General features: G+C 61.0%; 16 protein-coding genes and 1 pseudogene. 13 read left to right on the forward strand and 4 right to left on the reverse strand.

From position 1 onward, the window contains the following. Window positions 1–5: 5 nt before the first annotated feature. Entirely contained in the window at window positions 6–1,934 is a 1,929-nt protein-coding gene (locus OVA07_RS01315) for a pyrroloquinoline quinone-dependent dehydrogenase (RefSeq protein ID WP_268169663.1), read from the forward strand. Between the two features lie 13 nt (window positions 1,935–1,947). Here the strand turns inward: OVA07_RS01315 and OVA07_RS01320 are convergent, their stop codons facing one another. Further along, window positions 1,948–2,958, reverse strand: a complete 1,011-nt coding sequence (locus OVA07_RS01320) for an AraC family transcriptional regulator (protein ID WP_268169664.1) — start codon at window positions 2,956–2,958, stop codon at window positions 1,948–1,950. Window positions 2,959–3,171: 213 nt separating this feature from the next. On the opposite strand from OVA07_RS01320, the gene OVA07_RS01325 reads away from it, so the two are divergent. Next, entirely contained in the window at window positions 3,172–4,935 is a 1,764-nt protein-coding gene (locus tag OVA07_RS01325) for an amidohydrolase (protein WP_268169665.1), read from the forward strand. After that, complete coding sequence (locus OVA07_RS01330) at window positions 4,932–6,044, forward strand: class II histone deacetylase (protein ID WP_268169666.1); 1,113 nt, start codon at window positions 4,932–4,934, stop codon at window positions 6,042–6,044. Before OVA07_RS01325 ends, OVA07_RS01330 begins: the two co-directional genes overlap by 4 nt. Before the next feature lie 96 nt (window positions 6,045–6,140). Here OVA07_RS01330 and OVA07_RS01335 read toward each other — a convergent pair whose 3' ends face one another. Further along, a complete protein-coding gene (locus tag OVA07_RS01335) occupies window positions 6,141–8,594 on the reverse strand; it encodes a TonB-dependent siderophore receptor (RefSeq protein ID WP_268169667.1) in 2,454 nt (817 codons plus the stop codon). Between the two features lie 13 nt (window positions 8,595–8,607). Between OVA07_RS01335 and OVA07_RS01340 the strand changes: the two genes are divergently transcribed. From OVA07_RS01340 to OVA07_RS01360, 5 genes are all read left to right on the forward strand, one after another. Next, window positions 8,608–8,862, forward strand: coding sequence for a hypothetical protein (locus OVA07_RS01340; RefSeq protein ID WP_268169668.1), 255 nt, complete (start codon window positions 8,608–8,610; stop codon window positions 8,860–8,862). Between the two features lie 29 nt (window positions 8,863–8,891). Next, entirely contained in the window at window positions 8,892–10,460 is a 1,569-nt protein-coding gene (locus OVA07_RS01345) for a PepSY-associated TM helix domain-containing protein (protein WP_268169669.1), read from the forward strand. Next, window positions 10,450–10,770: a DUF3325 family protein gene (locus tag OVA07_RS01350; protein WP_268169670.1), complete on the forward strand. Its 321-nt coding sequence runs from the start codon at window positions 10,450–10,452 to the stop codon at window positions 10,768–10,770. The genes OVA07_RS01345 and OVA07_RS01350 overlap by 11 nt, the downstream gene beginning before the upstream one ends. Window positions 10,771–11,111: 341 nt before the next feature. After that, entirely contained in the window at window positions 11,112–11,648 is a 537-nt protein-coding gene (locus OVA07_RS01355) for an IS110 family transposase (protein ID WP_268169671.1), read from the forward strand. Further along, entirely contained in the window at window positions 11,648–12,199 is a 552-nt protein-coding gene (locus OVA07_RS01360; RefSeq protein ID WP_268169672.1) for an IS110 family transposase, read from the forward strand. The genes OVA07_RS01355 and OVA07_RS01360 overlap by 1 nt, the downstream gene beginning before the upstream one ends. A gap of 228 nt (window positions 12,200–12,427) precedes the next feature. Here OVA07_RS01360 and OVA07_RS01365 read toward each other — a convergent pair whose 3' ends face one another. Next, window positions 12,428–12,778, reverse strand: coding sequence for a fumarylacetoacetate hydrolase family protein (locus tag OVA07_RS01365; RefSeq protein WP_326493078.1), 351 nt, complete (start codon window positions 12,776–12,778; stop codon window positions 12,428–12,430). Between the two features lie 140 nt (window positions 12,779–12,918). On the opposite strand from OVA07_RS01365, the gene OVA07_RS01370 reads away from it, so the two are divergent. Then, window positions 12,919–14,282 (forward strand): IS3 family transposase gene (locus OVA07_RS01370; RefSeq protein WP_268169673.1). Its coding sequence is split into 2 segments (ribosomal slippage): window positions 12,919–13,267 and window positions 13,267–14,282, totalling 1,365 coding nucleotides; the frame shifts between segments, so codons are not numbered across the junction. A 74-nt stretch (window positions 14,283–14,356) separates the two neighbouring features. Next, a pseudogene (locus OVA07_RS01375) lies at window positions 14,357–14,605 on the forward strand (STAS domain-containing protein); the annotation flags it as partial. A 60-nt stretch (window positions 14,606–14,665) separates the two neighbouring features. Here the strand turns inward: OVA07_RS01375 and OVA07_RS01380 are convergent. Next, window positions 14,666–15,358, reverse strand: coding sequence for a TetR/AcrR family transcriptional regulator (locus tag OVA07_RS01380; protein WP_268169674.1), 693 nt, complete (start codon window positions 15,356–15,358; stop codon window positions 14,666–14,668). A gap of 282 nt (window positions 15,359–15,640) precedes the next feature. Here OVA07_RS01380 and OVA07_RS01385 point away from each other — a divergent pair, with 282 nt between their 5' ends. The 3 genes from OVA07_RS01385 to OVA07_RS01395 all read left to right on the forward strand — a co-directional run bounded on the left by OVA07_RS01385 (window position 15,641) and on the right by OVA07_RS01395 (window position 22,037). After that, window positions 15,641–18,109, forward strand: coding sequence for a TonB-dependent receptor (locus OVA07_RS01385; RefSeq protein WP_268169675.1), 2,469 nt, complete (start codon window positions 15,641–15,643; stop codon window positions 18,107–18,109). Between the two features lie 89 nt (window positions 18,110–18,198). After that, window positions 18,199–20,574 (forward strand): arylsulfatase, encoded by a 2,376-nt coding sequence (locus tag OVA07_RS01390; RefSeq protein WP_268169676.1) that lies wholly within the window; start codon window positions 18,199–18,201, stop codon window positions 20,572–20,574. Next, window positions 20,571–22,037, forward strand: coding sequence for a DUF1254 domain-containing protein (locus tag OVA07_RS01395; RefSeq protein ID WP_268169677.1), 1,467 nt, complete (start codon window positions 20,571–20,573; stop codon window positions 22,035–22,037). The genes OVA07_RS01390 and OVA07_RS01395 overlap by 4 nt, the downstream gene beginning before the upstream one ends. The last annotated feature ends 7 nt before the right edge of the window (window positions 22,038–22,044 follow it).

Raw genomic sequence — 22,044 nt, forward strand, 5'->3', positions numbered from 1 at the left:
TGGCGATGGCGATCCTGGCGGTAGCGGGATGCAGCGCGGACCCGCAACCGCAGCCTGCAAGGTCCTCGAAAGACGTCGCGATCACCGAGGCGGATGCTACAGGCTGGCCCAGTTATGGCGGGCAATCATCTTCGACCAAGTATTCCGCGCTCGATCAGATTAACCGCAGCAATGTGGCACGGCTGAAGCTGGTGTGGACATGGCACAGTGGAGAAGTGGCCGATGGCAGCGACCCTTTGGTAGAATCCACGGTCAGCGAAATGACCCCGATCTATGCCAATGGACGCCTCTATGGCTGCACACCGTTTGGCAGGGTCGTGGCAATCGATCCGGCCAACGGGCGCGAGGTGTGGTCGTTCGATCCGAAGAAGCCGCGCAGCGGCAACATGTATCGGCAAAACTATTGTCGCGGCGTGGCCTTTTGGCAAGCCGCTGATCCCGCAGAGCAGCGGCGCAATTGCGGCAGGCGCATCGTCTATGCGGGGCAGAATGCGCAACTGATGGCGATAGATGCCAATCGCGGCACCGCCTGCTCAGGCTTTGGCAATGGCGGAAAGATCGATCTGGCAGCACTGGATTACAAGGGCGAGGGCAAGCCTGCGAACACATCGCCCCCTGCGGTTTGGGGCAATGTGGTTGTGGTCGGCGTGGCGGTGCAGGATAACATGTTCCGCAATTCGCTCGACGGGATCGTGCGCGGGTTTGACGTGGTTAGCGGGCGCGAATTGTGGAGCTGGAATCCCATCCCCGACGATCTTTCGCCAGTAACCGGCGCGGCCAATGCCTGGGCGCCGCTGTCGGTCGATGCAAAGCGCGGCTGGGTATTCGTGCCCACCGGCAGCGCCAGCTGGGATACGCTGGGCGTCAATCGCATCGGCCGCATCCCCGATGCCAATGCCGTGGTCGCGCTGGATATGCGCACCGGGCGCAAGCTGTGGTCGTATCAGACGGTCCACCATGATTTGTGGGATTATGATCTGCCATCGGCCCCCACCCTGGCCACCATCGATTATGAGGGCCGCGCGACTGAGGCGGTGATTCAGGGCACCAAGACCGGCAACATCTTCGTGCTTGATCGCCAGACCGGGCAGCCGCTGTTCCCGGTTGCCGAACAGGCCGTGCCGCAAAGCGACATTCCCGGCGAAGCGGCCGCACCCACGCAACCCATGCCGGTCCTGCCCCGCCCGGTGACGTCGCAATCCATTGCGGCAAATGACGCCTGGGGAATGGCGTGGTTTGACAAACACCACTGCGCCAAACGCATGGCCGCCTTGCGCAACGCGGGCATGTTCACACCGCCTTCGACCAAAGGCAGCGTGCTGCATCCAAGCTTTCTGGGCGGCACCAATTGGGGTGGCATTGCCTATGATCCGGGCAGTGGGCTTGCCGTGGTTAATTCATCGAACCTTGTCGCCTCGGTCACGCTCAAACCCCGGTCGGACTATGTCGAAAGCCGCGACAAGCGGTCCGGCGTTTCGGTCTATGAAATGCAGGGTTCACCTTACATGATGCTCCGCGAAGTACTGATGTCGCCACTGGGCGCGCCCTGCAATCCGCCGCCATGGGGCCAGTTGACGGCGATAGACATGCGCACCGGCCGGCTACGCTGGCAGGTGCCGTTCGGGAAGGTCAAATTGCCTAGCGGCGTGATCAGCCCGCCTGAATGGGGCGCACCCAATCAGGGCGGGCCAATCGTCACGCGCGGCGGGCTCGTGTTCATCGGGGCCAGCCTCGACAGCCGGTTCCGCGCCTATGACACACAGACCGGGCGCGAGTTGTGGAGCGTGGCCGTTCCAGCGCCTGCAACCGCCACGCCGATGACCTTTCGCCATACCGACGGGCGGCAATATGTCATCATTTCAGCCGGTGGGCATGGCGGTTTCGGTACGCGGCTGGGCGATGCCACGGTGGCCTATGCCCTGCCCGCGCGATAACGACCTGTCAGGATCAAGCCAGACTTGCATCCCGGTAACGCTTTGGCGTGTGGCCATAATGCCGGGCAAAGCTGCGCACAAAGCTGGCACTTTCGGCAAAACCCACAGCCAACGCGATTTCGGCAATGTCACGGTGGCTTTGGCGCAGTAGGCGTGCGGCTGCCGTCATCCGCCGCTCGTGGACCAGATCGCGCCAGCGCAGGCCCCCTGCCCGCAGCACCCGGTTAAGCGTAGCGACCGAAACACCCAGCGTCGTTGCCACGCTTTCTAGCGTGATTGCCTGATCGATCGCACTGCATTCCAGCAATCGGCGCACTTCGCGCACCAGACCATGCCTGCGCAGCGAATCCCCGGCGCTCCGCTTGAGATGCTCCTCGATAATCGGAAAAAGCCCCGAATCGATTGCACCGCCGGTGCGGGACAGGAACGACTCTTCGAACGAAAACGAATTGGTCTCCTGATCAAAATAGATCTCGCAGCGGAACAGGTCACGGTGCAGACGAGCATTGCCTTGCGGGGAATGCTCGAACCGCACTTCAACCAGTTCGAACTCAGGTCCGACAAAGCTGCGGCACAGGTTATACATCAGCGCCAGCGAAAATTCTGCATCCTGCCGCCGATTCTGCAGCGCCTGATCGGTCAGCGCATATTCGAACGTCGCGATCCCTGCTGAAACCTTGAAGCGATGGCGCACTGCCTCTTGAATCGCACCCAGGTAAGTATCGAAGCCGGTCAAGGCAGCGAGCAGCGTCGGCGCGCTGAAGAACAGGAAGCCGAGTGCGCCAAGGCTGTCTGCCCCGCCTAGCCTTCCGGCCTGAAGGCCAAGACAGGGATTGCCCGCACGCTGCGCCGCCGCTTCGAAAAATGCCAGATAATCGGCCAGTGGCATGATCGCCCGGGTATCGTCGAGGCTCTCGCGCCGGATGTCGCATTCGGCCAGCAGCGGCTCGGGTGGATAGCCTGCAAGGTCCAGGCAATGGACAATATGGCGCAAGACTACGACCGAGATCGTCGGCCCGGTCACGCCGCAAATTCGCGAGTTTGCGCAGGGAAATACCGCTTACAGGCCATAGCCTGGCACGATTGGTCTTTTGCGGTATGGATTCAATGCCAAAACAGGACATTGGCCGCTTTGGCCAAGCCGGTTGACCGGCGCATTTGGCCTAAGCTTTTTCAGGCGCGGCGCATTGATCGCGCAGCCATCCAGCACTCGATGCTGGCCAAAGGAGCAACCGCCATGATCCGACCTGCTGCGTTTTCCCTGCTTCCACACGCGGCGGTCTGCGCTGTGGCGTTGACCACGGTCTCAGCCCATGCGCAAGGCGATAGCGCGATGGCCACCGCTTTCGATGCTCCGCGGCCCGACATGGTCTTCGTCAACGGGACAGTGCTGACCCCGTCAGGCACGGCGCAGGCCGTGGCCGTAGCCAAAGGCGTGATCGTGGCGGTAGGGTCTGTGGCAGAGATCGAGAAGCTGCCGCTGGAAGGCGCAAAGCGGATCGACCTTGCCGGGCAGACGCTGATGCCCGGCCTTTATGACATGCATGTACACACGTATTTTGCCGGTCAGGACAAGCTGTCCTGCCGGTTTGCGCAAGGCGCGAAGGCAAAGGAGATCGTGGCCGCGGTCAAGGCCTGTGCGGCCAAGGCCAAGCCGGGGGAATGGATCACGGGCGGCAGCTGGGTGGGTGCCGCTTTCAAGCCGGGGGAACAGCACCGCCGCCTGCTGGATGCCGCAGCACCGAACAATCCGGTCTTGCTCAATGATGAAAGCCTGCACAGCGTCTGGGTCAACTCGCGCGTGCTGCAGATCGCCGGCATAGGGCGCAATACGCCCGATCCAGCGGGCGGGGTGATTGATCGCGATGCCAAAGGTGAGCCCACCGGCGTGCTGCGCGAAGTGGCTTCCCGCGATATCGAAAAGTTCATGCCCAAGGTTTCGCAGGACGATCAGGTCCGCGCAGTGAAAGTGGCAACCGACGAGATGCTGTCCTACGGAATCGTCGGCTTTACCGATGCGGCGGTGCGGCGTGAGATGGTGGGCGGGCTTTCGACCTATGCTCGCAGCGGCGGGCTAAAGCAGTATGCGCGCGGCTGCATCGTATGGGGGCCGAATTCTGGCAACAGCGAAGGCCTGATCGCGCAGCGGCAGGCGTTGAGCGCCGGGCGGCTGAAGCTGGATTGCGTGAAGATGTTTCTTGATGGCGTGCCGCTGGAAGGCCGCACCGCTGCCATGATCGAACCTTATGCGCATGGTGCCGATGAACATGCCCACGATACGAAGGGAGGCTCGGCCAACTCTGGCCTCAAACTGATCCCCGAAGATGTGCTGTTCCCTGCACTTGCGGAATTTGACCGGCAGGGCATTCTGGTGAAGTTCCATGCTGCAGGTGACGGGGCGGTGCGCGAAGCTGCCGATGCGATTGCCGCTGCGCGCAAGGCCAACGGCTACACTGGGCAGCATCACGAAATTGGCCACAACACCTTTATCGATCAGGCCGATGTGCCGCGCGCGCGCGACCTGCATTTCACCTGGGAGCTTTCACCTTACATCTGGTGGCCCACGCCGATCACATCGGTCGATATTGCCGCAGCCGTGGGGCCGGAACGGATGAAGCGCCTGTGGCCAATGCGCGACGTTGTTGAAAGCGGCGCAAACGTCGTGATCGGATCGGACTGGCCCGTTGTGCCTTCGGTCAATCCGTGGATTGCCTTTGAAACGCTGGTGACGCGGCAGGTTCCAGGTGCAACCGGTGAGCCGATCAACGCTGGCCAGCGGATCACCCGTGAACAGGCGCTGGCCGTGATGACCCGCAACGGCGCTGCGGAAATGGGCCGTCTGGATCAGGGCGGCACGATCGAGCCCGGCAAACTGGCCGACGTGATCGTGGTGGACCGCAATCCGCTGACCGTGGCAGCAGGGGAAATCCACAAGACCCGTGTGCTTGCCACCTATATCGCGGGCGAGAGAGTCTTTGCCGCCGAAGGAAATACCAAGTGAGCGATGCAACGCTGTTGCTGACCGATGAGCGCACGTTCTGGCACAGCACCGGCGTGCAAGCGCTGTTCCTGCCGGTCGGGGACTGGGTCGAGCCGCCTGCCGGAAGCTATGGAGCGGACACGCCCGGGTCGAAGCGCCGCCTGCTCAATCTGGTGCGTGCGGCCGGGTTCGACAGCGCACTAGAGGTGCGCAGCGCCGCCCCTGCATCGCGCGAGGATCTGCTGCGCGTGCATCCGGCAAGCTACATCGATGAATTCAAGCGGCTGAGCGATGCAGGCGGCGGCGAACTTGGCGTGTTTGCGCCATTCAGCAAGGGCGGGTTCGAGATTGCCAGCCTTTCGGCAGGTTTGGCCATTGAAGCGGTGGACGCGGTACTGACTGGCCGCGCGCGCAATGCTTATGCGCTATGCCGCCCGGCGGGGCATCACTGCCTGGCGCACGAGCCGATGGGCTTTTGTCTGCTGGCCAACATCCCGATTGCGATTGAGGTTGCCAAGGCGCGCCATGGCGTGGACAAAGTGGCCGTGGTCGATTGGGACGTACACCACGGCAATGGCACGCAATCGATCTTCTATGACCGGGCTGACGTGCTGACCATATCGATTCACCAGGACCGCTGTTTCCCGCCGGGCTATTCAGGCTTTGAAGAGCGCGGCGAAGGCGTAGGCCTCGGCGCCAACCTGAACGTTCCGCTCCCGGCGGGAAGCGGTCATGAGACATACCTTGCCGCGCTGGACCGGATCGTGATTCCGGCACTGCGCCAGTTCGATCCCGACTTGATCGTGATTGCCAGCGGTTTGGATGCAAACGCAGTCGATCCGCTGGCACGCCAGCTGCTGCACTCCGACACTTTCCGGGAAATGACCGAGCGCATGGTCTCCCTTGCCGATGACCTGTGTGAAGGGCGCCTCGCCATCGTCCACGAAGGGGGTTACGCCGAAGCCTATGTGCCGTTCTGCGGGCTAGCCGTACTGGAAGGCCTGAAGGGCAAACGCAGTGCCGTGATCGACCCTGAGCTGGAGTTCTTCATGGCCCAACAACCAACAAACCGCATGATGCAGTTTCACTACACGTTGATCGAAGAAATGGCTGGTGAATTGAGGCTCTGATTTTGCGAGCAGTGAGGTGATGTCGTGGACGACTCCTGCACCAGCGTAGCTGTGCGATGATGGGCCGTTGTAGGTCCATGTGTCGGGGCGATGCGGTCACCAGTTGTAGCGCAGTGATCCCACGACGGTCCGTGCCGCGCCGTAATAGCAGCTGTTGTTGAAGGGACAGGCTGAGACGTGGGTCTTGTCGAACAGGTTGGCGGCATTGATCGCGATAATCCAGCCACCAAGTGCTGCGGACGCCTTGCCGAGATCGTAGCCTACGACAGCGTCGACCAGCACGAACCCCTTCGTGGTGAAGCGTTCGAAGGTCGCAAGGCCGTTGATCACGGCATAAGTCGTCGTACCGTCGGATCCTCCGACGTACCTCAGGCCGCTGCCAAGGCTCAACCCTGCGAGTGCTCCCGTGGCACCGCCCGCCTTAGCAAAATCGTAGGAGAGGAACGTTGACGCCGCCCATTTCGGGGTGCCGAGCTGGCGTGTTCCGGTGGTCGTCGGGATGGCGGTGGCTGTGGACGTTGGGGCCGTTGCCGGTGCGCCCTGCGTGATGATCGCATCGGTATAGCTCGCCGCAACGACGACATCAAAACCAGGCGCGATTTCACCGCGTCCTTCGAATTCAGCCCCGCGCACACGCACTTCGCCGATCTGGATCTGCGAGGTTGACGGAATGCCGCCCGTGCCAGCCAGCGGATCGCCAACCGGCACCTTCTGGCGCCGAAGATCGTAAACCGACACCGTGAACAGGGCGTTGGCTCCGTGCGGCTGATACTTGATTCCGCCTTCGTACTGGCGTCCCGTCACCGGCTCGAACGGCACCCCGAGGTAGGTCGAGCCCGATTGTGGCTCGAACGATTCCGAATAACTGAAATAGGGCGAAACGCCGAACGCGAACTCGTAGAGCGCGCCAAGGCGCATGGTGAAGGCGTCCTGCTGCAGCCTGGTGACGCTATTGTTTTTCTTGTTCAAACTATTTTGCGTATACCAGTCCTTGCGCCCGCTGGCGATGAGCTGAAGGCGGCCGATCGCAATCTGATCCTGCAGATAGATCCCGACTTGGTCGCGCTTGCTGTAAGTGTTCGTATAGGCGCTCGATAGCACGGTAAGGTCGAAGGTGGGCAACGTGCCGCCATATGTCGGCGCAAACAGATTGAGGTTGGGGATACTGGTCAGCGGGTTGCTGGTCTGGCCGCTGTTGAATTGCTGGAAGTTCTCGCCAGTGATGCGCTGGTAATCGAGCCCTGCCAGCACGCTGTGCTTCAGCGGGCCTGTGTCGAATTTTGCGTTGAGGTTGTTGTCGATCGTTAGCGTATCGAAATCCTCGTCCGCGCCGCCGCCGCCGCGCACGATTGTCGAAAAGTCCGAATTGCGGTTGCTTCCGGTTCCGGTCGTCGCAAAGCCTGCCACATAAAGCTGCCGGTATGACAGCGTGCTGTTCTGGTAGCGGGCGCTTGAGCGCGTTGTCAGGTTCTCGTTGAAGTCATGACGGAACAACAGTTCGACCGACTTGGCTTTGTGGTTATAGCGTTCGTAGTCCGGATCGCCGGTATTGAGGTCTCGCGGCAATTCACCGAACGGATTGGAGAGCACCGAGCCATAGGCAGGCACGCCCGAATAGCCGCCGCCACTGGGCGAGTGCTGATAAGTGCCGATCAGGGTGAAGCTCGTCGACGGATCTGGCGCGAAAGTGAGCATCGGGCTGATATGCCAGCGTTCACTGAACGTGCCGCTGGTCAGACCGTCGCCCTTCTGCCAACCACCGACGACACGGGCGAGCAGCTGGCCGTCGGTGGTCAGCGGCTGGTTGATGTCGGCAACGAGGCGTCTGGTCGCGTAATTGCCGATCTGGCCCTCGATGCGGCCCGATGCGACCGGTTCAGGCGTCTTGCTGGTCAGATTTATGAGACCGCCCGGGGTCGAATTGCCGTAGAGGACCGAAGCCGGTCCCTTGACCACGTCGATATGGTCGACGCGGTTGAAGTCGATTTGCGGCATTGAATACGGGCCGGCGAGCAACCGCATGCCGTCGAGGAAAACGCCCGGCGAGAAGCCGCGCAGGATAAGCTGGTCATAGCGCGTAACCATGCCGCCCCGCTGGTTGGCGGCAACGCCCGCAACATAGCCCATCGCCTGATTGATCGACAGCACATTGCGGCGGGTCAGTTCCTCGTTGTCGATCACCGTTATGGTCTGCGGCGTGACGATCAGTGGCGTGCCGGTCTTGGTGCCCGACGCCGCCTGCTGGTCCTTCAGGCCGGTAACAATAATGGTCGCGCCAGATCTCTCGGCTTCAGCTTCAGCGGCATCGGAGGCGTTTGCGTGTTCAGGCAGCAGCGCCGCCAGCGCGGCGGACGTGGCTAACAAGGCCGCGCGGCGACGTGCGCCGACGATGCGTGATGCTGCGCCGGAATGAGATGAAAAAAACATGAGCCCCCTTCTTGATAATAGTAATGATTCGCAATTGCTCTTAGGGGGCAGTATCGTTACACGCAACCCGTTTGCAGAACAGGGAAGCGCAATGGCGACGGACAGGATCGGAAGCGTCAGCAAGGAGGCGTGGCGGATGAGCGCGCGCTGCGTGACGGCACTGGTTGGCGGCTATTGCGCGGCCGCCGCGCTGGCCTCGCTTGTGGCAAGGCTGCTGCCGGTCGCCCCCGTTGAAGCGACTGCATGGGGCATGACCTTCTCGTTCCTGCTCTATGCCCTGCTTGGCCTGTGGACGTTCCACGAGCCAAGACTCAGCCGGGCGGCCATCACGCTGTGGGGTAGCGCGGCGCTGTTTGCCGGCATCCTGCTTCTGCTGGGGCCACGCGCATGAGTGCCGCAACAGCGGCTGCGGCACGCGGCTTGCGTCAGTCGATGGCCTGGATCCACACCTGGCTGGGCCTGCTTGCCGGCTGGATACTTTTCGCGATGTTCCTCACTGGTACTGCCAGCTACTTCAGGCCCGAGATCACCCGCTGGATGCAGCCCGAACTGCGCTTCGTACCCGTCAGCGCTGCGCATGCAGCCGATGCCGCGGTAGCGCATCTCGAGTCCGCTTATCCCGGAGACGAACAGTGGTACATATATCTGCCCGACGATCGTGCTGGTGTGACGCGGGTATTTACTCGCGCACGGCCTAATTCCGACCCCAAGGCACCGCCCGCGCCGCGCAGACCTGAACTTATGCTTGATCCCGCCACTGGTTCGCCACTGACCGCACGCGAAACCCGCGGCGGTGAACACTTCTACCGTTTCCATTTCCAGCTGCAGCTCCCGCACCCGTGGGGCCGCTGGCTGGTGGGGTTATGTGCAATGTTCATGCTCAGCGCGATTATTTCGGGCGTGATCACGCACAAGCGCTTCTTTGCAGATTTCTTCACATTGCGCTGGCGCAAGGGCCAGCGCTCGTGGCTTGACGCGCACAATGTCTCGGCGGTGCTGGCGCTGCCCTTCCACGCGATGATTACCTATACCGGGCTGTTCACGCTTGTGCTGATGTACATGCCCTGGCCGATGCTGGCGAACTACAAGGATCCTGAGACTTTCGCATCTCAAGCCTATGGAACTGACCGGGAGGACAAACCATCCGGCCGATCCGCCACGCTGGCACCGCTCGGCCCGATGGTCGACGCGGCCATCCGTGAATGGCACGGTAAGCAGCCGCGTACCGTCATCATCCGCAACCCTGGCGACGACACCGCGACGGTCACGATCCTGCGCGGAGCCGATCAGCTTAACGCCCGTGCTGGGCAAGTTACCTATTCGGGCGCGACCGGTGTCCGACTGGACGGATCTCCTCCGCAGGGTCCAGCGATTACTACGGCTGGGGTCATGCTGGGTCTGCACATGGCGAAATTTGCGGGCCCTGTGCTGCGCTGGAGCGCATTTCTGCTCGGCCTGACCGGCACCGCCATGGTCGGGACCGGACTACTATTGTGGACCGCGAAACGGCGCAAGCCCGGCCAGCCACCGTTCTTCGGCTTCCGGCTGGTCGAGCGGCTCAATATCGGCGCGGTTGCGTGCCTGCCAGCGGGCATGGCCGCATTCTTCCTCGCTAACCGGTTGATCCCCTCCGACCTTTCGGGCCGGGCCGATATGGAGGTGTCAGCGATGTTCTGGACCTGGTTTGGCCTGGCTGCACTTTCGCTGCTACGCCCGGTGCGTCGTGCCTGGGTGGAGACATTGGCATTGTCGGCCCTGGCCTTTGCGGCTGTCCCTGTGGCGAATGCGCTGTCCACGGACCGGGGCCTGTTGCCAAGCCTGCGCGCCGGCGATTGGCTGTTTGTATCGTTCGATCTTGCCATGCTCGCGATAGCCGCCACGTTGGGATTTGCCGCAGCGCGTGCGCGTGACGGACGTCGGGAAGCGCCACGTCGCTCCGTCCGTGCGCCCACCGCAAACGCTTCGAACGAGGCCGCCGATGCCGTTTGAAGCGGGTCTTGCCGCCTACGCCGGATTTGCTGCCATGGCCGCTGCAATGAACAGGCACCGGCCTCGTCCCGGGCGCATTCCCTTGCCGCATGCACACCATGCGCGCGGGATTGGCGCGACGTTGCTCGCTCTTGCGCTGTTGCTGGCTGTCCGGCGCTTCGGGCTAGAGCAGGGCACCGTTGTGGGGGTGGTGCAGATCTGCCTCGCCGCAGTGGTGCTCGTTCTGGCTATGTCATGGCGCCCGCGCGCAGCGTTTGCGTTAGCTCTGCCTGCGTTGGCCCTGGCGGTTCTGCTCGTGTCATTGTTTTGACGGCGCCCTCCGTCCGCGAAACCAGATCAGGATGACTCTTGCAGGACAGGAGCGCGGCAGCTTCTTTCTAAAGCCGTCTTTACATTTCCATGCGCGAACGACTTGATCTGGTCGCGTGCTGCCAGAAGCGGAATGCCGCTTCTGGGACACCGCGTAATTGATGTAGCCACCCTCGTGCATGGTACGAAGTCGCCTTGGCGCTTCAATGCAGGAGGGTGACCGATGTCGATCTACGCAGGATTAGATGTAAGTGACAAGACGACGCATATCTGCGTGGTCGATGCCGATGGTAAGCTTTTAAGGTTTTGCGGCGGGATGTTGTCGCGAGCGATCCCGATGTTTTGGCCAAGTGGCTCACCCGGCGTTGCCCGGATCTCGTGCGCGTGGTGCTGGAAACCGGAACGCTGTCGACCTTCCTCTACCATGGACTGGCCGAACGTGGTGTCGCGGTCGAGTGTATATGTTCGCGGCACGCCAAGGGCGTCCTATCTGCACGAGTGAACAAGAGCGATGTCCACGACGCACAAGGACTTGCTCAGCTGGCACGCACCGGCTGGTTCAAGCGTGTCCACATGAAGGCGTCGGCCACGCATATCGACAGAGCCGCGCTGCGTATCCGCGGCCAGCTCATCACCGCGCGGACATCCATGGCCAACCAACTGCGTGGTCTCTTGAAGCTGTTCGGCCTTCGTATGGGCACCGCCAGAACACCGGGCCGGCGGGCAGAGCGCCTGACTGCCTTTTACGCCCAGCGGCCTGATCTGAAGGCGCTATTTGACCCGCTCATTGCCTCTAAGAAGCCATTGAGGAACAGCTGCGCGCATCCAATCGCCTGTTCAATGAACGGGCAAAGGCAGATGAAGTCTGCACCCGGCTGATGAGCGTTCCTGGCGTTGGACCGATCACCGCGCTCACTTACACCTCGACCATCGAAGATCCGCGCCGTTTTGCCAGAAGCGACGATGTCGGCGCCTATGCAGGGCTCGTGCCTCGACGTAGCCAATCGGGAGAACGCGACACTAGCGGGCACATCTCCAAGGCCGGCGACCCCATGTTGCGCAAGGCGCTCTATGAAGCCGCCATTCGCCCTTCAGGCGTGGGGCAGGAAAATGGCCGAAACCAAAGGCGCCAAGCGTGCCAGAACGGCGGTCGCGCGCAAGCTCGCCGCATTACTCCACTCGCTTTGGCTGAACGAGACCAAGTTCCGCTGGGCCTGAGCCCGGCGTTTCTCTTCCCGATCAGCCATGCCCAGGACGATCTCGTCAAGAAAGTAGGGGGTCGAACCTCGTTTGGGACACAAAGACGTCCACCTATTCCGCTCGGCCGCGATCATGAAGGCTCGGACGAGAAGCTGCCTCAGCTGTCCGATGACCTCGAAGACAACCATTGGCGAACGGGAAAAAGGAAGAGAAATACCACAATCAATTAGACAACATTCCTGCCGGTCGACGCTGCGAATGGAAACGTCAGGTTGCGCCGACACCGGTCATTTGTAGCTACGCTACGGCTCATGGTCTGGAACCGGGGTCGCAAGTTTGAGTGAGGCTCGGACGCGCCCGTTTCGTCTGCACACGCGCCGGAGTTGATCCTTGCGAGTTGTATCGACCTTCCGTCCGCGAGATATTGGGCTCAAGCAGCTAGACCAAGCTGACTGGAGTCAGGCCTGCACTATCTGCTGAAGGATATCGCCGAAAGGTCTGTGCCCTGATAACGTTATGCCCGTCATGCGCACATTCTCTCCGTAGCGGAGAAATTCTGTTTGCGGCGCTCCAACCGCTATCATCTCAATCGCTCGGCGTTCCGAGATGCAAGCTGAACCACGTTCGGCATATTCCCGATTAGAAACTGTCCCCGAACCGATGATTGTCCCCGGCACCAAATCGCGGGTCCGCGCGGCGTAAGCAATCAACTCTGGAAATGAAAACGCCATCTGCGAACCGTCTACCAGACCAAATTGTTTCCCATTGCGTTCGACCCGAAGATTGCAACTACGCGACCATCGTGCCATGCCGGGCCCAATTCGTCAGGCGTTACGGCGAACGGAGCCATGGAGCAGGCTGGCTTGTTCCCCGTCAGCACCAATGGCACAGATTTGAGGTTGTGATTTAAGGAGGGTTGCGGCTTCGTCGTAGTGACGAAGGAACGAAGATGAAGCCGCAACCCTCCTTGAAAAAAACGTCGGCAAAGGCCCCTGCTGAGCGTGTTGTGAAGGACATTCGGCGGCAGACCCGCCGGCATTTCTCGGCCGAAGACAAGATCCGCATCGTGCTGGACGGCCGCCGCGGCGAAGACAGCATTGCCGAGCTGTGCCGTAAGGAAGGCATTGCCCAAAGCCTGTATTACACCTGGTCGAAGGAGTTCATGGAAGCGGGCAAGCGGCGCCTGGCCGGCGACACCGCCCGCGCTGCAACCACCGGCGAGGTGCAGGATCTGCGCCGCGAAGCCCGCGCTCTGAAGGGATGCGGGGCTGACCTGACGCTCGAGAACCGTCTGCTGAAAAAAAGCATGATCGCGGATGGGGGCGACGACGAATGAGGTATCCCGCATCCGAGAAGCTCGAGATCATCCGGATCGTCGAGCAGTCGCACCTGCCCGCCAAGCGGACGCTGGACCAGCTCGGCATAGCCCGCCGGACGTTCTACCGCTGGTATGACCGCTATCTCGAGGGTGGCCCGGAAGCGCTGCAGGATCGGCCATCGGCACCGAGCAGGGTGTGGAACCGGATCGCACCCGAGGTGCAGGACCAGATCATCGAGATGGCGCTGGGCTACAGCGAGCTCAGCCCGCGCGAACTGGCCGTGCGCTTCACCGACGAGAAGCGCTACTTCGTCTCGGAAGCCACGGTTTACCGGCTGCTCAAGGCCCACGACCTAATTACCAGCCCGGCCTACGTCGGGATCAAGGCCGCCGACCAGTTCCACACCAGAACCACCCGGCCGAACGAGATGTGGCAGACCGACTTCACCTACTTCAAGATCATCGGGTGGGGCTGGATGTACCTGTCGACCGTGCTCGACGACTTCTCACGCTACATCATCGCCTGGAAGTTGTGCACCAACATGCGGGCCGAGGACGTGACCGACACGCTGGACCTCGCGCTCGCGGCGTCCGGCTGTGACAGCGCCACGGTACTGCACAAGCCCAGGCTGCTCAGCGATAATGGCCCCAGCTACATCGCGAGCGAACTGGCGGAATACATCGAGGCCAACAAGATGAGCCATGTGCATGGCGCCCCGATGCATCCCCAGACCCAGGGCAAGATCGAGCGCTGGCACCAGACCCTGAAAAACCGCATCCTGCTGGAAAACTACTTCCTGCCCGGCGACCTTGAGGCTCAGGTCGAGGCCTTCGTCGTGCACTATAACTACCAGAGGTACCACGAGAGCCTGAACAACGTGACGCCTGCCGATGCCTACTTCGGCAGGGCACCGGCCATCATAAAACAGCGCGAAAGGATCAAACGGCAGACCATCGAACATCGGCGCTTGCAACACCGCAAGCTCGCCGCTTAACATCACCCCCGAGATGAGGCCCGCACTCCGCTAATCTACGCCGCGAGTTGTGCCGAATGTTCTGACGACGGACAGCCTCAGTCGATCGTTTCACCCGCGCCTTTCACGTTGAGGATTACGCGGATAGCGTAACGATCGATGTGTCATACGGGCATTTCTGGGATATCTCGGCGGTGGGAGTACTCGATAAGATCGTGGCCCGCCTGCGCCGTGATGGGCGTGAGGTCGAAGTACTTGGCTACAACGCAGCCAGCGCAGATATCGTCGACCGGTTTGCGCTGCACGACAAGACCGGGTTTGAACTAGGCGTGGTGCCGCACTAATGCCATACGTTCCGAATGATGAGTCAGGCCTGCCTCTCTCCTGAGCGACGGACCAGACTGTCAGGGGGTGTTTGCAAATTCACGCACCAGTGACGCGTCGCGCGGGGAATTTTGCAGAACCATCGACGCCACCGCCTGATCAATCGCATCATCAATGTGGGCGCGGTATTGCTCAGTCGATAACTTGGGCACAGCATTTTCCGCGCTGATAATCGCCGTGACGAAGGTAATCATCGCATGAAGAATGCGGCCTTCGACAATTTCTGGAGCAAGATAGCCGATTCTGGAGCGAAGCAGTTGGTGTGCTGTGTTGAGGGCCGATGAGAGCGCCCCAGCCTCGTCTGCGGCATGCTGGATTCCCCGGGGGCGATGATAAAGCAGGTATTGAAGGATGAACGCTGGATAGGAAAATGTCCCATCGGGCGCGCGCAGCGTGAAATATGGTAGCACGATAACTTCAAAGATCGAGCGTGTATCGGTTTCAAGACTGGCGGCTTCTAGGCGGGCCATAAGCTTTGCGCGAACCGGCTCCATCTGCACCACACGATGCCGGAAAATCGCCTGAACCAGCCCCTGCTTGGATCCGAAATGATAGCGCACGGCATTATTGTTCCCATGCCCGGCGGCGACAGCGATTTCTCGGAGTGACGCCGCCTCTACCCCTCGTTCGGCGAACAATCTCTCTCCTGCCAAGATAAGCTGGATTTTGCTGTCTGCCATATCGACAGGGGTCAGTTCGTGAACCGCAATCATGCGATCAGGGGTTAACGCATCTGCTCCAACTCTCAAGCCCTCTCTCAAAAGGATTGAGGCACGTGCGTTAGGTTTTTGGCGGTAATTAGATGGTATTCTCGCGATAACTCGATTTACGGCGAGTTTGGCGGCTCACATAAAAGTCAGGTGCGTTATTCGGCTGCCTCTGGCCTTATGCCGACAACAGTGGCGACGCAGAATCGCGCTGACGGATTCGGGAAGAGGGGAGTGACTGAAATGCAAGCAAACTCGCGACGGGCACGTGCAGCGCTGGCCATATTGATGGCCACGACCGCATTTGGGTTCGGTCATCAGGCCAATGCGCAGGATCAGGCGGCGGACAACGGTCAGGCAGCCGATCAGGGTGGCATTCAGGACATTGTGGTTACTGCCCGCAAGCGCACGGAAACCACGCAGAACGTGCCCGTAGCGGTTCTGGCAATTTCGGCAGAAACCATCCAGAAGTATGATCTGACAAGCCTTGAGCGCGTTGCCGCCAGCACTCCGTCCTTTGTCGTCGGCAGGGCGCCTTCGGGATCGGGCGCGACGCTTGTCCTGCGCGGAATCGGTTCGAACACCACGTCGATTGGGCTTGAGCAGTCGGTCGCCGTCGTGGTCGACGGATCCTATTACGGACAGGGTCGAACGATCAACGAAGGCTTCTTCGACCTTGGCGGCATCGAAATTCTCAAAGGTCCGCAGGCGCTGTTCTTTGGCAAGAACGCCACTGCTGGCGTGGTTTCGATCACCACCGCCGATCCGGGTGACCGGCTGGAAGTGATCGCTCGGGCAGGCTATGAATTCCGCGCGCGCCAGATCGTGGGCGAAGCGATCGTCTCGACACCGCTGAGCGATACGCTGGGTTTGCGCGTGGCAATGCGCGGGAGCAAGATGAACCGCGGCTATTTCAAACAGCTTGGCACGGTTCAGACTTACCCGACCTTGAATCGCACTTCTACTGCGCAGGCTGTCACACCGACAAACCATGTTTCCGGCCCAGCCGGTGATGGACGGTCGGACGAAATCTATGTCCGCGCGACGCTGAAATGGCAACCGACCGATCGGTTAACGGCCACGATCAAAGCCAACTTCGGCGAAAACAAGACTGACAATCCTGCTGCCGCTTCGGTCTATTACAAATGCCCCACCGGCGCGACTGCAGGCAATCCGGCCATTGCCTGCCGCCGTGCGTTTGAGTCTTCAGGCAACCGTTTCCCCGATGCGATTACAGCTTCGGTGCCCTTTGCCAATGCCGATGGCCAGACCGGCAACCAGTATCGCAGCTGGGCTGTCAACGCGAGCATCGCCTACGAGCTTGATGATGTGATGATCACGTCGGTTACCAACTACAACTGGAACCGCAACATCTTCCAGTTCGATGCTGACAGCGTTTCCAGAAGCGGTGCGCCGAGTGTGTTTGCCACAGAATGGTCAACCTTCGATGCATTCTCGGAAGAACTGCGCGTTCTGACGTCTTACGACGGCCCGCTGAACCTGATGGTCGGCGGCCTTTACCAGAAGACCAAGCGCGATTATCTGGCATGGACGGCATCGGGCGGCCTTGAAAACAGCGCTGCGCCGCAGCCATTCCAACGTTTCCTTGCCAATTCCAAGGATTCCGAGACGGCGGGCGAGACGATCTCCGCTTTCGGGCAGGTGATTTACAAGCCGGTCGAGCAGGTCGAGGTGACTGGCGGCGTGCGCTATACGCACGAGACGAAAGATAGCTATTTCCTTCAGCCCTATTCGCATCCGATCCGCGTGGCCCAGGGAATCTTCCTGCCCGGCAGCCGGGTCACGTCCAGCCAGGTGTTCGACGATTGGTCACCCGAAGTGACCTTTAGCTACAAGCCGACGCAGGACATCAACATCTGGGCGGCGTATAAAACGGCCTACAAATCTGGCGGGTTCTCGAACTCGGGCATTCTCAGCCCCAATGCAGGGCTTGCCGACTTTGAATTTGATCCTGAAAAGGCCCGCGGCTTTGAAGGGGGCATCAAGACCACGCTGCTCGACCGCCAGTTGCGCTTTAACGTGACGGCCTACACCTACAAGTTCAGCAACTTGCAACTGGACTTCTTCCGGTCAGACATCTTTGCCTTCACCACGATCAACGCCGGCTCTGCGCGGACTCGCGGTGTCGAGGTTGATTTCCAGTACGCACCGCGCGGCCTTGCCGGGTTCGATGTCCACGGTTCGATCAACTACAACAAGACCCGCTATGGCGATGCAGCCGGTGCGCCCTGCTATGCCGGACAGACCCGCAATCAGGGATGCAATCTGGTGTTCGTACCGGGCGGATCGGGCAATCAGACCCGGTCCTTCAACCCGGCAACCGATACGGTGGCAAACCGTCAGAATCTGAAGGGGCTGCCGACCGCCAACGCGCCGGAATGGACGGGCACTTTGGGTTTCAACTATGAGGCTAACCTGTCTGATGGCCTGGTGATCGGAGCGTCTGCCGATGCGCGCTACAGCGGCGAGTATATTGCTACGGCGTTCGGCAATCCGGCAACGCGTCAGACCAATTATGTCAATCTGGATGCGGCTCTGCGGCTCAAGATCGAAAATGACCGCTGGGAGCTTGCCGTTATTGGCAAGAACCTGACCAACCGCTGGTACGCCACGGGCGGGACTGATGCGCCGAACACCGGTTCGGGCACAGGTGGAACCGCAGGTGTGCTGGCCGACCAGATCGGCTTTGCCACGTTGCCCCGCACCGTGATGATGCAGGCTACCTTCCGATATTGAGTTCCTCCCTTGTCCGGCCGCCTGCTCTTTTTCGTGAAGAGGCAGGTGGCCGGACCTTTTTGCCAATTCCCCAACGAGAGGCCCTTGCCATGCGCATGATCCGCCACGCCATCGACCGGTCTTCGGCACGTCTATCACGCTATCGGCTCCGCCTTTGTTCTGCTGCGGCCATCGGCGCTTTGCTGGCACCGTCGTGCTTGATGGCACAGACCGCACAGGTTGATCCGCTGGCTGGCAAGGTGGGCCGCACTGTGCAGGATAGCCACGCGCCGACCTGGCCCTCGCAGCCCGAAGCCCCCAAGGGCGCGCCCAATGTGCTCGTCATCCTGACCGATGATGTCGGCTTTGGCGTTACCAGCGCTTTTGGCGGGCCGGTGCCCACGGCCACGTTTGATGCGCTGGCGCAGAATGGTTTGCGTTATAACCGGTTCAACACAACAGCCTTGTGTTCGCCCACGCGCGCCTCGCTCCTGACCGGGCGCCTGCCGCAAAACGTCGACATGGGCAACGTCACCAATCTGCCAACCGGTTATGATGGCTATACCACGGTCATCCCCAAGACCGCAGCGACCGTTGCTGAGGTGCTGAAGGAAAATGGCTTCAACACCGCGATGTTCGGCAAGAGCCACCTGACGCCTGAATGGCAATCAAGTGCTGCGGGACCGTTTGACCAGTGGCCAACCGGCATGGGCTTTGAATACTTTTACGGCTTCCTTTCGGCAGACACGTCGATGTGGGAGCCGAGCATCACTGAAAACACGTTGCCGCGCGATTTCCCGCGCGATGATCCCAATTACTTCTTTGAAAAGGACATGGCGGACAAGGCCATCACCTGGCTGCGCACCCAGCAGGCTGCCGCACCCGACAAGCCGTTCTTCATGTATTACGCGCCGGGCATCGCTCACACCCCGCACCATGCGCCCAAGGATTGGCTGGCAAAGTTCAGTGGCAAGTTCGATCAGGGCTGGGACAAGCTGCGCGAGGAGATCTACGTCAGGCAAAAACGTTCCGGCATCATTCCTGCGAACTCGCAGCTTTCCCCGCGTCCCTCATCGCTGCCGGCTTGGGCTTCGCTCTCGGCAGATAAGAAGAAGCTCTATGCCCGGATGATGGAAGCCTTTGCCGCAAGCGTTGCCTATTCTGACTACCAGACCGGGCGTATGATCGAGGCAATCCGTGAGACCGGCGAGTTTGACAACACGCTGATCGTGTTCATTAACGGCGATAATGGCAGCAGCGCCGAAGGTGGTCTGGACGGGCTGCTCTACGAGCAATCGACGATCACCGGACGCAAGGAAACTCTGGCCGAAAAGATCGCCCACATCGACGAAATCGGTGGCCCCAGCCTTTACAACCATTTCCCCGCTGCATGGGCGTGGGCCACCAATTCGCCCTTCCCGTGGTGGAAGCAGGTGGCTTCGCAGGCCGGCGGTGTGCGCAATGGCATGGTCGTTTCATGGCCCAAGCGCATTGCCGAAAAAGGCGCGATCCGATCACAATATGCTCACGTCAGCGATATCATGCCCACCGTCTTGGAGGCCGTCGGCATCTCCGCCCCGGAAGTGGTGAAGGGCGTGCCGCAAAAGCCCGTTGATGGTATCAGCCTGGCGTATACCTTCACGCAAGGGTCGGCTCCTTCGGCGCGGCGTACGCAACTTTACGAAATGATGGAAAACTTCGGCATCTACAAGGATGGCTGGATGGCGGGCACCCTGCCCAAGCGCCCCGCATGGGAAGCGGGTGCTGCCGGTGACCGCAAGCTGAGCGTCGGCCCGGATCAACGCGAATGGTCGCTGTTCAACCTCGATACCGATTTCAGCACGGCCAAGGATCTGGCGAAGAAGAACCCGGCCAAGCTGAAGCAGATGCAGGACCTGTTCTGGTCGGAAGCGGCGAAGAACAACATTCTGCCGATTCACGACTACAGCCAGGGGACCGCAGGCAGGCCATCGCTCGGTCGTTACCGGAACAGCTTCACCTACCGCCCCGGCACGGCCACGATCGCCGAGGATGCCGCACCACGCACCATCGGCAAAAGCTTCCGCATCGACGCTGACGTCACAGCGGGTGCCGGAGCCAAGGGCGTGATGATCGCGCAGGGCGGACGGTTCGGCGGCTACAGCTTCTACCTGAAGAACGGACGCCCAACATTTCACTACAATGCCGTGGGGGCCGATGCTTTCACGATCAGCGCCGACAGCGCGCTCAGCGAAGGCAAGCACACCCTGTCTGTCGAATTCGTGGCCGACAGTGCGACTGAGGGCACGCCGGGCACGCTGACCTTGCTGGTCGATGGCAAGCCGGCCGGTTCAGGCCGATTGGGGCGCACGGTGGCGGCGTGGATGTCGCACACCGAAGGGCTGGACATCGGCATTGACCGTATCACGCCTGTCAGCCCGGACTATACCGTGCCCAACAGCGCCTTTACCGGCGACCTTCAAGAAGTGCGGGTAACCATCAAGTGATCGCCGGGGCGAAGGCGCTGGCGCGTGGATACCGGCTGACGGTCACCGCACTCGCGCTGGCCCCGGCCCTTGCAATTGCAGAACCTCAGGCCCAATCGCGCACATATGATCCGGCGCTCGCCGATCAACACCAGTTTGCGCAGCTTGACGATACGATCCCCGGCAGCGCCGAAGCGCGGCAGGTGCTGGCCCGCGCGCTGGCTTTCGATGCCATGATCTATGGTACAACAGCGGTCCTTCAATACCGTCAGATGTATCAGCAGGCGGTGGACCGCAACGATCCTGATTTTACCGGCTTCAACGCCTTTGCCCATGATCGCGCGCTGGCAGGGCCGGGATACAAAGCGTTTAAGACGCCCAATGCCGATACGCTCTATTCCAACGCCTGGCTGGATTTGCGCGATGGTCCCGTGCTGTTCGACGTGCCCGACACAGCGGGGCGCTATTTCACCGCCAACTTCCTTGATATTCATGGTAATGCCACAAACATCAGCGCCCGCACGCATGGCACAGACGGCGGACGCTTTCTGATTGCGACGACCGATTGGCAGGGCGAAGTGCCCGAAGGCACGACGCTGTTCCGCGTGGCAACGCCGTTTACGTGGATATTGCTGCGCGTGCTGGTGCAGGAAGCCAAAGGCGATCTGCCCCTAGCCAACGCCTTGCAGGACAGGTTCCGCCTCAGCCCGGTTGCCAAAGGCGCGCCGCCTGCATCCTTTCCTGATGGCGATGACCAGAGTGCCGCCGGTTTCATGCGCATTCTTGATTTCGTGCTGCGCACATGCGGCCACCCCTTGCGCGAAGACGCGCTTGTCTATCGCTTTGGCGCGATCGGCATCGCGGGCAATCGCAAGGTTGACGATGTGCTGGCAGATCCGGCTATACTCTCAGGCATCGAGCAGGGCTTTGCCGATGCGCAAACCGTCATCAAGGCGTCGATGGGCCAGAACGGCAAGCGGGTTGGTGCATGGTCGCAGCCACGCGACGTCGGGCGCTATGGCTTCAACTACCTCTATCGCGCCGCTGTCACCACGCTTGGCACCGGCGGGAATGTGGTAGACGAGAACCATCCGGCCACTTCATTCGTCGATGCGACAGGTGCACGCCTCGACGGGGCTTTGAGCGATTACCGTCTGGTGCTGTCTCCGCCGCCGCCCGCCCGTTTTTTCTGGTCGGTGACGGTCTATGATGCCGCCACGCGCGAACTCTATCCCAATGCACTGGGCCGCTATATGGCGGGTGACCGGACGCCCGGACTGAAGCGCGGGAAGGATGGATCGGTCACGGTCCTGTTTAGCCATCAGCCCGAAGCGCTTGGAAAGTCGCCCAACGTCCTGCCGGTTCCGGCTGGGCCGTTTTATGTTGCCATCCGTGCGCAGGGACCGGAAGCAGCAATGAAAAGCGGAGAATGGCGTCCGCCAGCAATCGAAAAACTGCCAGACGGAAAGGCAAGCCGGAAATGACGGCCAA

It is taken from the genome of Novosphingobium sp. SL115 (genome assembly GCF_026672515.1).
GTDB lineage: Bacteria > Pseudomonadota > Alphaproteobacteria > Sphingomonadales > Sphingomonadaceae > Novosphingobium.

What these genes read in the sequence shown, in the direction of transcription:
- OVA07_RS01315 (WP_268169663.1), top strand. Translation starts at nt 6, where the DNA reads ATGGCGATCCTGGCGGTAGCGGGATGCAGCGCGGACCCGCAACCGCAG.
- OVA07_RS01325 (WP_268169665.1), top strand. Translation starts at nt 3,172, where the DNA reads ATGATCCGACCTGCTGCGTTTTCCCTGCTTCCACACGCGGCGGTCTGC.
- OVA07_RS01340 (WP_268169668.1), top strand. Translation starts at nt 8,608, where the DNA reads ATGAGCGCGCGCTGCGTGACGGCACTGGTTGGCGGCTATTGCGCGGCC.
- OVA07_RS01350 (WP_268169670.1), top strand. Translation starts at nt 10,450, where the DNA reads ATGCCGTTTGAAGCGGGTCTTGCCGCCTACGCCGGATTTGCTGCCATG.
- OVA07_RS01360 (WP_268169672.1), top strand. Translation starts at nt 11,648, where the DNA reads ATGAGCGTTCCTGGCGTTGGACCGATCACCGCGCTCACTTACACCTCG.
- OVA07_RS01365 (WP_326493078.1), bottom strand. Translation starts at nt 12,778, where the DNA reads ATGGCACGATGGTCGCGTAGTTGCAATCTTCGGGTCGAACGCAATGGG.
- OVA07_RS01380 (WP_268169674.1), bottom strand. Translation starts at nt 15,358, where the DNA reads ATGATTGCGGTTCACGAACTGACCCCTGTCGATATGGCAGACAGCAAA.
- OVA07_RS01385 (WP_268169675.1), top strand. Translation starts at nt 15,641, where the DNA reads ATGGCCACGACCGCATTTGGGTTCGGTCATCAGGCCAATGCGCAGGAT.
- OVA07_RS01390 (WP_268169676.1), top strand. Translation starts at nt 18,199, where the DNA reads ATGCGCATGATCCGCCACGCCATCGACCGGTCTTCGGCACGTCTATCA.